This window comes from Ruegeria sp. CF8, assembly GCF_056537285.1.
On record NZ_JBQFRG010000006.1, the window covers coordinates 249,637 to 261,713 of the forward strand.

The 12,077-nt window shown below is 55.2% G+C and carries 10 protein-coding genes; 6 read left to right on the forward strand and 4 right to left on the reverse strand.

Going from position 1 to position 12,077, the window contains the following annotated elements; translation table 11 throughout:
* Nucleotides 1–2: 2 nt before the first annotated feature.
* Together ACR0EV_RS15600 and hisG are read left to right on the forward strand one after the other, a co-directional pair.
* Entirely contained in the window at nt 3–1,091 is a 1,089-nt protein-coding gene (locus tag ACR0EV_RS15600; protein WP_480800921.1) for an ATP phosphoribosyltransferase regulatory subunit, read from the forward strand.
* Nucleotides 1,088–1,777 (forward strand): ATP phosphoribosyltransferase, encoded by a 690-nt coding sequence (gene hisG, locus ACR0EV_RS15605; protein WP_480800922.1) that lies wholly within the window; start codon nt 1,088–1,090, stop codon nt 1,775–1,777. Before ACR0EV_RS15600 ends, hisG begins: the two co-directional genes overlap by 4 nt.
* Here the strand turns inward: hisG and ACR0EV_RS15610 are convergent.
* The gene (locus ACR0EV_RS15610) at nt 1,774–2,205 is read right to left on the reverse strand and encodes a DUF1489 family protein (RefSeq protein WP_171093426.1); all 432 of its coding nucleotides are present in this window, start codon (nt 2,203–2,205) and stop codon (nt 1,774–1,776) included. The two genes, hisG and ACR0EV_RS15610, sit on opposite strands and share 4 nt — an antisense overlap.
* Before the next feature lie 129 nt (nt 2,206–2,334).
* Here ACR0EV_RS15610 and ACR0EV_RS15615 point away from each other — a divergent pair, with 129 nt between their 5' ends.
* A complete protein-coding gene (locus ACR0EV_RS15615; protein WP_480800923.1) occupies nt 2,335–4,617 on the forward strand; it encodes an adenosylcobalamin-dependent ribonucleoside-diphosphate reductase in 2,283 nt (760 codons plus the stop codon).
* A 325-nt stretch (nt 4,618–4,942) separates the two neighbouring features.
* On the opposite strand, the gene ACR0EV_RS15620 is transcribed toward ACR0EV_RS15615, so the two are convergent.
* Nucleotides 4,943–5,146, reverse strand: a complete 204-nt coding sequence (locus tag ACR0EV_RS15620) for a hypothetical protein (protein ID WP_480800924.1) — start codon at nt 5,144–5,146, stop codon at nt 4,943–4,945.
* A 267-nt stretch (nt 5,147–5,413) separates the two neighbouring features.
* On the opposite strand from ACR0EV_RS15620, the gene ACR0EV_RS15625 reads away from it, so the two are divergent.
* Nucleotides 5,414–5,899, forward strand: a complete 486-nt coding sequence (locus tag ACR0EV_RS15625) for a GNAT family N-acetyltransferase (RefSeq protein ID WP_480800925.1) — start codon at nt 5,414–5,416, stop codon at nt 5,897–5,899.
* Between the two features lie 140 nt (nt 5,900–6,039).
* Nucleotides 6,040–6,498, forward strand: coding sequence for a GNAT family N-acetyltransferase (locus tag ACR0EV_RS15630; RefSeq protein ID WP_480800926.1), 459 nt, complete (start codon nt 6,040–6,042; stop codon nt 6,496–6,498).
* Nucleotides 6,499–6,905: 407 nt separating this feature from the next.
* Here ACR0EV_RS15630 and ACR0EV_RS15635 read toward each other — a convergent pair whose 3' ends face one another.
* Entirely contained in the window at nt 6,906–8,804 is a 1,899-nt protein-coding gene (locus ACR0EV_RS15635) for a DUF3604 domain-containing protein (protein WP_480800927.1), read from the reverse strand.
* A 541-nt stretch (nt 8,805–9,345) separates the two neighbouring features.
* On the opposite strand from ACR0EV_RS15635, the gene ACR0EV_RS15640 reads away from it, so the two are divergent.
* Nucleotides 9,346–11,112 (forward strand): adenylate/guanylate cyclase domain-containing protein, encoded by a 1,767-nt coding sequence (locus ACR0EV_RS15640; protein ID WP_475191987.1) that lies wholly within the window; start codon nt 9,346–9,348, stop codon nt 11,110–11,112.
* Between the two features lie 269 nt (nt 11,113–11,381).
* Here ACR0EV_RS15640 and ACR0EV_RS15645 read toward each other — a convergent pair whose 3' ends face one another.
* A complete protein-coding gene (locus ACR0EV_RS15645) occupies nt 11,382–11,984 on the reverse strand; it encodes a TetR/AcrR family transcriptional regulator (RefSeq protein ID WP_475191989.1) in 603 nt (200 codons plus the stop codon).
* Nucleotides 11,985–12,077 lie beyond the last annotated feature (93 nt).

Sequence of the window (12,077 nt, forward strand, 5' to 3'; positions counted from 1 at the left end):
CCATGCCCAACCGCTCCCAGATACAGGCCCGCGCCGCGATGATGCGTGTCCGGTTTGAGGCGGCTGGCGCTCAGGTCGTGGATACGCCCCTGTTGCAGCCGGCGGAGACTTTGCTGGATCTTTACGGAGAAGACATCCGCGCCCGCGCCTATGTGACCTCGGACGCCCTGCGCGGCGAACAGATGCTGCGCCCGGATTTCACCTTGCCAGTGGTGCAGATGCACATGAGCGATGGGGCCGAACCCGCGCGCTATACCTATTCGGGTGAGGTTTTTAGGCGGCAGGAACACGACCCGGACCGGGCCAATGAATACATTCAGGTCGGCTATGAGGTGTTTGACCGGAACGATCCTGCCGGGGCCGATGCCGAGGTGTTTTCGCTTTTTGCGCTGCAACTTCGCGGCTTGCCGTTGCGTGCGGCCACCGGGGATATTGGTATTCTGACGGCCGCTGTAGCCGGGTTACGCACGACCGAACGTCGCAAAGCCGCGCTGATGCGCCACTTGTGGCGGCCACGCCGGTTCCGTGTTCTGCTGGATCGTTACGCGGGCAGGACGCCAGAGCCCGAGTTGCGGTCTGATCTGCTGAACGCCACCGACCCGTTAGTGTTTGACGCGCCGATGATCGGTAAACGTCGGGCCTCGGAAATCGAGGCGCGGATCGAAGCTTTGCGCGAAGATCGTGATACCCCACCGATTTCAGACAGTGAGCTTGTCGGCCTGGAAACGCTGCTGAATGTGCGCGAGACCATGCCCTTCGCGATGGAGCAACTGCGCGATGTCGCAGTGGATTTGCCGCAGATCACCCCGGCGCTGGACCGGCTGGAGGCGCGCGTAGCTGCGTTGCAGGCGCGCGGCGTCGACGTCGCGCGCTTGGATTTCGAGGCCGCCTATGGCCGGACCTCGATGGAGTATTACGACGGGTTTGTTTTTGGTTTTTATGCCGAAGGCCGACCCGATCTGCCTCCGATCGCGACCGGCGGGCGCTATGATGCGCTGACGCGGCAACTGGGCAACGGGGCCGAAATCCCGGCTGTTGGCGGTGTGTTGCGCCCTGACCTGATGCTCGAGATCGAGGAGGGCGCGCAATGAGCCTGAAACTGGGCGTGCCCTCGAAGGGCCGGTTGATGGAAAAGACCTTTTCGTGGTTCGAAAAGCGCGGCATTGCTTTGTCCCGCAGCGGATCAGACCGGGAATATGCGGGCAAGGTCGAAGGGATCGATGGGGTCTCATTGGTTCTGCTGTCTGCCGGGGAAATCCCGCGCGAACTGGCAGCGGGGCGGATTCATCTGGGTGTCACCGGGATTGATCTGGTGCACGAGAAACTGCCGCGTTGGGAACAACAGTTGGAAGAGATTTCGCAGCTTGGCTTCGGCAAGGCGGATCTGATCATTGCAACGCCAGCCTGTTGGGTCGATGTGGATACGCTTGACGATCTGGATGCCGCTGCTGCGGCGTTTCGAAAGACCCATGGCCACCGCCTTCGGATTGCCACCAAGTATCACCGGCTGGTGCGTGAGTTCCTGACCGATGCAGGTGTGGCCGATTACACTTTGGTCGACAGCCAGGGCGCGACCGAAGGCACGGTGATGAACGAAACCGCTGAGGCGATTGCCGATATTACCTCGACCGGTGAAACGCTGCGGGCCAACCACCTGAAGATCCTGTCAGATGGTCTGATCCTGCAATCGCAGGCGACGCTGTGGCGCAGTCGGGTGGCGAAGTACGACGCGGCGGAGAAAGCGGTTCTGTCTGACCTGCTGGATCGGCTGCGTTAAAGCACGCCTATCTCTGCCAGCGCGCGGTTGAGGTCATCCGGCAGGGCATCGTCCTGCTCGCGGTTTTTGGGCAAATCAGCTGGTGTGTCCTCAGGCTTGAGATAACGCCATCCCTGAAACGGGCGCTTCAGGGCGTTCTGAGTACGATGGACCTCGGGGTCTAGCACAATGGCACACCGGCGGATGCCGTCCTCTCCGATCACCTCATCCAATCGCAGGATGCGCTGACGACACTGGATCACGCCTTTGATAACCCAATAGATCGAGCCGCCATTCAGAATCTCGGCCTCGCGCTTGGGCCACATGCGGGTCACGTGGCGCGGACAGCCATCCTGATACAGCGGCTTGCGGCTATCCTGCCAGGCTATCAGCGTATCGACGCTTTCTGACCCGACAGACAGTTTTATGAGGTTTACGTACTTATCCACAGCTTTCCCACAGAGTCGTCCCAAGGTCGATCTTTATATTGTAGCTCACAGCACGCAGTCATCAAGGTGTTGTGGTGCAGGGGTGAATTAGGGTACTCTGAATACCTCTTTCAGAACAGGGAATCACCAATGAGCCGCTTTGCCGCCCCCATCGCCGAGCAGATCTGGGACATGAAATACCGCTTTAAACAAGCGGACGGCACACCCATCGATCAAACGGTGGAAGACAGTTGGCGGCGCATTGCCCGCGATCTGGCGCGGGTCGAAAAAGACCCGGCGCATTGGGAAGAGGAGTTCTACCAGGCGCTGGAGGATTTCAAATACCTGCCTGCGGGGCGGATCACGGCGGGTGCGGGCACGGCGCGGCAGGTGACACTGTTCAACTGCTTCGTCATGGGCACCGTGCCCGACAGCATGGGCGGCATTTTCGATATGCTGAAAGAGGCCGCGCTGACCATGCAGCAGGGCGGGGGGATAGGGTATGATTTCTCGACCATCCGACCGCGCGGTGCAGATGTGAAGGGCGTTGCAGCGGATGCCTCGGGCCCGCTGAGTTTCATGGATGTGTGGGATGCCATGTGCCGCACGATCATGTCCGCAGGATCACGTCGTGGGGCGATGATGGCGACCATGCGCTGCGACCATCCCGATATCGAACAGTTCATCACCGCCAAATCCGATCCGGCCCGTCTGCGCATGTTCAACATGTCGGTGCTTGTAACTGATCCGTTCATGGAGGCCGTCAAAGCCGATGGCCCGTGGGAGTTGGTGTTTGATAACAAGGTCTATCACACCGTTCAGGCGCGTGATCTGTGGAACAAGATCATGCAGGCGACTTATGACTATGCCGAGCCGGGCGTGATCTTCATCGACCGCATCAATCAGGCCAACAACCTCAGCTACGTTGAAACCATTGCCGCCACCAACCCGTGTGGTGAGCAGCCTCTGCCGCCGTATGGCGCGTGTCTGCTGGGTTCGATCAATCTGGCGCGTCTGGTCGCGGACCCGTTTGAGGACGCAGCCCATCTGGACGAGGAGGCTTTGCAAAAGCTTGTCGCCACCGCTGTTCGGATGATGGACAATGTGGTGGATGCCTCGAAATTCCCGCTGGCCGAGCAAGAGGCTGAGGCGCAAGACAAGCGCCGCATCGGTCTTGGCGTAACCGGTCTGGCGGATGCGCTGCTGATGCTGGGCTTGCGCTATGGCTCGGACGAGGCGGCGCGTCAGACCGAGCGCTGGTTGCACGCAATTGCCCGCGCCGCGTATCTGGCGTCGGTCGACTTGGCGAAGGAAAAAGGGGCGTTCCCCCTGTTCAACGCCGAGAAATATCTGGCCAGCGGCACGATGCTTCAGATGGATGAGGATGTGCGCGACGCGATCCGAGACCATGGTATCCGCAATGCGCTTTTGACCTCGATTGCGCCGACCGGGACGATCTCTTTGTACGCGGGCAATGTGTCGTCGGGTATCGAGCCGGTTTTTGCCTACGCTTACACGCGCAAGGTTTTGCAGAAAGACGGTTCGCGGACCGAAGAAGAGGTCGTGGATTACGCGGTGCAGATGTGGCGCGACAAGTTCGGTGACACGGAACTGCCGGACTATTTCGTCAACGCGCAAACCCTGTCCCCGTCTGATCACGTCAAGATGCAGGCGGCGGCGCAGAAATGGATCGACAGTTCGATTTCCAAGACGATCAACTGCCCCGAAGATATCAGCTTTGACGCCTTTAAAGACGTCTACATGCAGGCCTGGGATCAGGGCTGTAAAGGCTGCACGACCTATCGCCCGAATGATGTGACCGGTTCGGTCCTGACCGTTTCGGAAAGCGACGACAAAGTGCCCGGAGAAAGCGCAGATGCGCCCCATGAGGTCGATGGCGGAGACGTAATCTACATGTCCGAACCGCTGGACCGTCCGCAGGCCTTGGAAGGTTCCACATACAAATTGAAGTGGCCCGACAGCGAGCACGCGATTTACCTGACCATCAACGATATTGTCATCGGAGGCCGCCGTCGCCCGTTTGAAGTGTTCATCAACTCGAAGAACATGGAGCATTATGCCTGGACGCTGGCGCTGACCCGCATGATCTCGGCCGTGTTCCGTCGCGGTGGCGATGTGTCTTTTGTTGTCGAAGAGCTGAAAGCCGTTTTCGACCCGCGCGGTGGGGCCTGGGTGCAGGGGAAATACATCCCGTCGATATTGGCCGCGATTGGCGGTGTGATCGAGCAGCACATGATCAATATCGGCTTTCTGGAAGGCGAAGGGATGGGGCTTAAATCCGACCCGCAGGCACAAGTCGTCAATATGGACGCTCCACGCGGCAAAGCCTGCCCATCCTGCGGTCAGTACGACATGGTGATGATCGAGGGCTGCATGACCTGCCGCAGTTGCGGGCATTCTAAGTGCGGCTAATCCGTTCGGTGCGACCTCAACTTCTGAACCGCAAGGCAATACGAACCCATTTCGGCGGTTTTAGCGCCCATACACAAGGTCATTAGCGCCCACAACTCGTAATTCTTCGGTTTTGCAGGAAAAAAGGCGCCGGATTTTTGGTCACCGGCGCCTTCTTCTTTTTTAGTGCGAGATTGGAAGTGTACCCAGAAATCTCACGAGAATTGATGACGAGAGAGGCGATCAATAGTAGCTGGAGCTAATAATCGCTAGCCAATCGGAAACCTTACTGGTGACTGAGAGTATTTTGAGTTAGTGGCCTGACGGCACGCCAGGCCCTCACTAATTAAGTCCGGGCGCTAGAGACCTCGAAGTGGGTTTTCACCACACGCAACAAGTGCTCATAATCACCTTGGACGGCGTCCTCAAGGAAGCCCTGAATTCTGGCTTGTTCTGCTCCGGCTCTTTCGGCTGCGGACTGGCAGCGCGCCAGCACTTCAAAAGCGTTTGTGTTTGTCCTGGGCAGGTCAATGGTTGCAAGTTTTTTCATGTCAAATCCTCATGTAGAATACCGTACAACAATCGCAGGTCGAAATTAATCTCACGTATAAGAATTGCTGACTTTGGCCTCATCCAACGAACTTCTCCAGATTTGACATAAACCGCGATAATAGGCTCAGCGGCAAATGATCCCTGTTAAAAGCGGCCATACGCTCAGTATGCAGCAAATCACGGTATTGAGCCCAAAGTACCGAATGCTGCGTGCCCAACCAATGGCGGCTATGCAACTTGCCCCAACGCGCTTAGTGTCACGTGCATGAGCACGTTCCGAAACGCCAAACCTTCCGACGCAACTCGATGCTTTGAGATTGAAACTGCTGCCTATGAAGGCGACGAAGCAGCAACTCTCAAAAAGATATCCAAGAGGATTGAGGAATATCCCGATGGTTTCCTCATTCTTGAAGAACAAGGTGAGATCGTTGGCTTTATCAATTGCGGATGTGCCCATGACGTCGAAATGTCTGATGAGGAATTTAAGGAGCTTGTGGGGCATGATCCCGACGCTCCGAATGTCGTCATTATGTCTGTCGTCGTTGATCCTGCCCATCAGGGAAGGGGCCTATCGCGGGCATTGATGACTGAATTCGTCGACCGCATGAGAAAAGTGGGTAAAGCGGCGATCTTCCTTATGTGCAAAGAGAATCACGTCCCACTGTATGAGCGATTTGGATACAGCTATTTGCAGCCATCGACTTCCGACCATGGAGGAATGACTTGGCATGAGATGTCTATGAAGCTTTGAATTCTTTGGAGTACTAGACGTGATACCACTTGAAAGGCCTTTGAGATTGGCCGTTGAAACTGATGCTCATGCACTTGCGGACTTAGTGAATTTTGCAGGTGAAGGCCTCCCGCTCCATGTCTGGACCGGGCTGGCACAAGATGGCGAGGATCCTTGGGCCGTCGGTCGCGCGACAGGCCGAAAAGGCACGAGAGGGGCAAGTAGTTGTAATTGACTATGGAAACGGGGCAGTTGCTGGGCTCACGGGCTACGGGATCGGATCAGAACCAGAAGAAATTGGAGATGACTTCCCAGCGTTGTTCCGCCCCTTGCAGGAGCTGGAAAACAAAGCGTTAGACAGCTGGTATGTGAATGTTCTGGCTTGTTACCCAGAGAACCGGGGGCAAGGACTTGGTTCAAGACTACTCGATGTCGCCGACGAGATAGCCCGAGATGCGGGATACAACAAAATGAGCGTTATTGTCGCTGATGAAAACGTGGGAGCGAGACGTCTATACGAGCGAAAGGGATACTCTGAGCTGGATAAAGCCCCATGCGCCAAAGATGGGTGGGAGACTGAGACCGAAAACTGGGTTCTCCTCGTCAAGTCGCTGTCGTGACGCCGCGCGAAATCGGTCTTTTCTTGTGTAGGCTACTCTCGCTTTTGGGCTAACGTTGCGCAAGGGCGCCAACACTCATTTTTTGCTGTACCGCCCGAGGGCCGTCGTTGGTCTGAGAGGTACGTAGGTCGGGAGTGTCCCGCATAGCAGTCGCTCTCACCGAGTGCGGCGACTGTCTGCTTCGGAGTCCACTTTGACCGATGCTGCGCGATACCCCAATGACAGCAATGCGCAGGAAGCTGACTTTGCAAAATTCGGTTGTCGTCATAGCAGAAGTTTATCAAATGTATGGTTTTGGTCCTGAATATGAAGGGAAATGAACCGATCTCCCACTTCAGGAAATTCGACCGAAAATCCCTCGCGCGCATCGATGTCCCGCCCAACTTCCACCCAAGAGCGAACAGATGTCAGCCCGGTGTATACCAAATGGGTGAGGTGTAGGCCCGCTCCTGATGGATCAACAGCCCTTCTTCGGGCACGTCTGCTCCCAACCGGACGCGGTCGTAGGCCAGCCAGGTTGGCGTCGGGATTTCTAGAACGCGAACGTAGTAAAACGCGGGCTTCGCGGAATCGAAGTCCGGATCCTCCCAGTGGCCTGCCAGGTACGCCCGTCCTATATCATTTGTGTAGGTGGCGTTCTCAACGTCGACAGTTGAGCCGATGGGGCCCAACTTCCCATCGGCATCGACGGCCCGATCACCCGCCCACGCGACCTCGAAGACCCGCTCTTGCGCATCCCCATTGTCGTCGAGCCAGGCTTTGACAATTTGGATGCGGTCAAGATTTGCACCGTCCGGGTCACGAAGCGCCCTGATGACAAACCGAGGCGCGGCACCATCGGCTGCTGCGATCAGGTCTCCGCCCATCGGTACGCCACGAATGTACCCCTGATCTCCGAAATCCGGCAGATGTACGTCAGCTGGTTCAAAATCCCATCCGCCAAAGACGCGAACGGATATCCGCGTGCCTGTCGTCGCATAGGTTTCCTTGCGCGCCATGGCATCCCACAAGGCTTCACGGGTGTTTTCGCGTGCCCAGACCCCTTGAAGGCCGGATGCAAGGGATTCCCAATGGCGGATTGTAATAGAACCGTCATTACCTGCGCGCCTGTCCGTAACAACCACATCTTCGTACCGTTCTTCTTCCGTCCCCGGTTCAACGCCCGAAAACTTGCCGAAATAGTTTTCCTCGCGTGTCGTGGACAAGGATGTATGGCTATCCGTTGCGCCAACCATACCGAATTTGAACGGGTTCACGCCGAGCTGGGACTGTTGCTCAAGTCCGACCTTGAGCGCAGAACGCGCATATTCGAACTCCAGCATCTCCGGCGTTTTGGCATTGAAGCCAAAATCACCCTTGTCCCAGTTGTAGTAGTCGGCAAACTCGTCATTTGGCGACAGGAACGGGTGCGTCTCTCCATCCCCCTTTATCTGGGTCACCTCGTAAAGGGGTTCCCACCGCATACGCCGCTCGGCGTAGTCTGCGTCTATCGGTTCGCCATTCATGCGCTCCACAGCGAACATAAGGCCGTTGGAAAGATTGCCGTTATGCGGAATGGCGAGCGCTTGACCGCCTGTTAGTTCCTCGTAGCGCTCCACATAGTCCCAAAGATCTTCGGGATCGGTGCTGTCGAAGGTCGAGAACGGAATGACCTGCCTAGCCTCTTCCGCGCCATCGCGGAAGACCACAACACGGTGCAGGTTTCTGGCGTCTGGCGAAGAGGTCCACTCGAATCCATGGAATGCCGTGAAGACACCCGGCTCGTTGTGCCTGTCGACGTCATCTACTATCCGGTCCCACATGCTACCAACCAGTTTGGGATTTGGCAGCAGGTCGGTTCCTGTCGCGATGCCTTCCTCCCCCCATCTGGCATAGGCGCCCCATGGATCACCGGCCTTAACAAGGTCATGGACTTCCCGACCAAAAGGTATCCGCAGTAAATCGGCATTGGATTCCTCGATCAAAAGCGCCAGTCCGAGGTTCTCTGCATGATCGGCGATAACTAGAAAATCCAGCGGCCTTACCAGCCTTGCGCGCTCGCCAAAGGACGCGACAACCATCTCGCCTTTTGCGAAACGCAGCGCCTCATCCGGGCCAAGCCGGTTGCCGATCATACCAGCGTCCGTCGAGAAGGATGTATGCAAATGCGTGTCGCCCCAATAGACCTGGCGAGGGTTCGCTTGGTGCAGGTAGGGGGAGTATTCCGGAGCGCCAATCGCCGCTTGGCTTTGCTGCGGTGAGATTTCTTGCGCAAACGATGGCGCTGCGCAAAGAAGGGCTGCGGAAGCTAAAAGCATTGATCTCATAGCGTTTCCTCTCATATGGCGGTACATCCAAGGTGTGCTGTGCGGGTGCCGCATAGCGTCAATAATCGTCACAGAATGGTGTTGCCTTGGAGAGTAACAACGAGCTGCTTATAGAGCTATGCTGTTGCATCGTTTGAACGAAAGTGCCGCACACTAACCATTGGATACGGGCAGTCGACAGTGACAAGCCTATTGAGAGGCGGACCATTGCCTAACTCGCGAGGGCCTTCTCCGATAAAATTGGTAGCCGAAAAGTGGTCATTCGGTTTCCGGAAGGCAATGTCATCTTTGTTCGGATAGTTTTGAAAAACCGGAATTGCAAAGTCTTGTTTTGAAGGTCGGGTTCGGGCTGCCACCAGCCATTGATGTGCGAGTGAAGAATGACCACTCAAGCTTAAAAGCAGGACTTCAGTTCTTTGTCTCGGCGCGTACTTTGACGTGGTTTCCTTAACTGGCCTTCAGAGCGCTTCCCCTATTTGCGTGTTCGAAAAGGAATTAGCAATCTGTTATACTACTTGGGTAGGCCAAACTGGAGAGTAGCATGGAACGACGTCTTGCCACTGTGCTTGCGACGGATGTCGTCGGATACTCAGCTCTGATGCAACGCTCTGAAGCGGCTACAATATCCCGCTTAAAACGGCTGCGAAAAATTGTAAAAGAGTTAGCGGATCACCATGGTGCCAGGGTAATAAGTTGGTCTGGCGACGGGGCGATAGCAGAATTCAACAGTCCCGTTTCAGCTGTGCGCGGTGCTTTTGAGTTGCAGCGCGAACTCTCGGCCCCTCACAACGCTCAAGAAATTGGTCTTCAACTACGTATTGGTATCCATCTCGCCGATGTGATCGTTGATGGGGAGGATTTACTAGGAGACGGCGTGAATATTGCTGCGCGGATTGAAGCGGAGGCCGATCCAGGCGGGGTTTGGGTTTCGCATGCCGTGTTCGAGCAAGCAAAACGTGGCGCGCAGGTAAGGTTCAAATCGCTTGGCCCTCGAAAATTGAAGAATATCGAGGAGGCTGTCGAGCTTTATGCAGTTGAGGGAGAATTGGGTCTGCACAGCTTCATGCGGACACAAGGTGTGCCCCAAACACCGGTTGCCAAACCTATGCAACGTGAAAACGGTGTGATCGTTCTTCCATTCCGGAATCGCAGTATGGATCAAGAACAGAGGTATTTTGCGGAAGGGTTGACGGAGGACTTAATCACCGAACTTTCTCGTTTTAAGGAGTTGTTTGTAATTTCGCGCAATGCCAGCTTTTCACTGGAAGGGCGCGAAGCTTCTCCGGAAATTGTGTGTAGCGAAACAGGTGTTCGTTACGCTGTCGAAGGTGGAGTGCGTGTTTTCGGAGGGCGTGTGAGGATTTCAGCGCGTCTGTATGATGGTGTAAACGGTGCGCAAGTTTGGTCGGAAAATTACGACTGCAACTTGGATGACCTGTTTGGCGTTCAGGATGATATGGTCGCCAAAATATCCGCTGCTGTCGCAGGTCGCGTCGAACTAGACGCCGAAAAATCCGCCAAAACAAAACCCACAGATGACATGGTAGCCTACGACTGCCTGAAGCGAGGGCTTCACTACCACCGCATCGGTGGGGTAACCCGCGAGAACTCTGAAAAAGCTATTAAATGGCTGACAAAAGCCTTGGAAAAAGATCCGAAACTTGGAAGGGCACAAGCTTGGTTGGCTTGTGCCGTTGCAACGCGGGACGAATGGCTTGGGATAAAAGATGACGATTTGTACTGGGAGATGGGGCGTCGGGCTTTGGAATTGGACGGCAACGATGCTGAGGTGCATCGGATCATGGGATCGTTGTCCCTGTACAAAGAGGACTTTGACAACGCGCTTTATCACTACACGCGCGCGCTCGAAATAACACCGAACCACGCGTACATCGTTGCGCATGCGGGAAATGTTCATAACTATGTTGGGGATGGTGAAACCGGCCTTGATTTTCAGCGGCGCGCGGAGGCACTAGATCCGTTTCTTCCGGAGTATTGCCGCGAAGTGGGTGTAATCGCGCATTATGTTCTGGGAAATTGGGAAGCTTGTTTTCGGGCCGCCACCGCGTTTCCTCGTATTACACGCCGGGCTGCGGCTTACAGAGCCGCAGCTGCTTTACATTTGGATGACCCGACCCGTTTGCATCGCGCCGTTCAACGTTTGGCTACTGTGGATCCAGATTTCGACGCCGAAGTATTTGTTTCCGTTGAGCGCTTTCAGGACAACCGACGAAATGAGCAACTTCAAGAAGAGATGCGCGGGGTATCAGCGCTGATAAACAAAGTCTCATTGCGTGCAGTTGTCTGACGAACAGGTGGCAAGTATCGGGTCTAAGAATTTGTCTGTGGAACTGACTACGTGAAAACTGAATGGTCTGATATTTTTCACCTTTCCAAGTTGGCTTTGTCCTGCATCTCCAAGATATAAGTTCCCTAAAGGTCCGCCTAGGGCTGCCTCCAGTCATCTAAAAGGGAGGCGGCGAAGGTCGACTACGCGCCCAAAGCAGTCGCTACCTTCGTTCTCAGAGTTTGAACGGATGGCAAATGTCGAGATTCTATTCTTCCGGAAGCTATATGCTATTGGCGCATGTCATCCTTCACCAGACTTAAAACAATATCCGTTATCATGTCCTCGACAACATTGTTTTCCACAGCCAAAGATCGCGCTGTCACGGAATATCCCTCGAAATAAGGAACTAAGAGGGCCTTCACTTTTTCACGATCAACCGTGTCTAATTCGTCGCTAAGTGCATATTCCGCCATGAGATCGGCAAAGCGGCGATAGTAATCCATTAGGGAGTTATCAACGATTTCATTTCTGCTTGATATTGCCCAGATCTCGCGGAATGCGCGGCACATGTCGCTAATCTGCTGACCGTGCGATAGACCCGCGGTCACGAGAAACCGGACGCGTTCGCGTTCGCTCTCCGCTATGCTTTCTTCAGTCAATTTTTGCAGGCTTTTCGCACATTCGTCGAAGTACTGCGCGACCATTGCGATGAGAACATCGTCGCGAGACTTGAAGTAGTACTGCACGTTGCTCAATCGCATACCGGCGCAATCGGCGATCCGGCGCATCGTAAGACCTGCGTCTCCTGTCTCGATCAAGAGTTTGAGCGCGCATTCCAGAATCTGCGCTTCTTTTGCTGATCTGTTTCTGGCTGTAATTATTTGATCCACCTTAGATTTTTAAATCCCTCTTACATGTTTCTACAGTTCTTTTTCTCGCTCCACAAATTAAGGGATTGATCTGGTTGGTCAAGTGACCTAGTA

Excerpts from the sequence above, each read along its gene's own strand:
- ACR0EV_RS15635 (WP_480800927.1), bottom strand. The coding sequence starts at position 8,804 with ATGAGATCAATGCTTTTAGCTTCCGCAGCCCTTCTTTGCGCAGCGCCA.
- ACR0EV_RS15600 (WP_480800921.1), top strand. The coding sequence starts at position 3 with ATGCCCAACCGCTCCCAGATACAGGCCCGCGCCGCGATGATGCGTGTC.
- hisG (WP_480800922.1), top strand. The coding sequence starts at position 1,088 with ATGAGCCTGAAACTGGGCGTGCCCTCGAAGGGCCGGTTGATGGAAAAG.
- ACR0EV_RS15620 (WP_480800924.1), bottom strand. The coding sequence starts at position 5,146 with ATGAAAAAACTTGCAACCATTGACCTGCCCAGGACAAACACAAACGCT.
- ACR0EV_RS15615 (WP_480800923.1), top strand. The coding sequence starts at position 2,335 with ATGAGCCGCTTTGCCGCCCCCATCGCCGAGCAGATCTGGGACATGAAA.
- ACR0EV_RS15640 (WP_475191987.1), top strand. The coding sequence starts at position 9,346 with ATGGAACGACGTCTTGCCACTGTGCTTGCGACGGATGTCGTCGGATAC.
- ACR0EV_RS15625 (WP_480800925.1), top strand. The coding sequence starts at position 5,414 with ATGAGCACGTTCCGAAACGCCAAACCTTCCGACGCAACTCGATGCTTT.
- ACR0EV_RS15630 (WP_480800926.1), top strand. The coding sequence starts at position 6,040 with ATGGCGAGGATCCTTGGGCCGTCGGTCGCGCGACAGGCCGAAAAGGCA.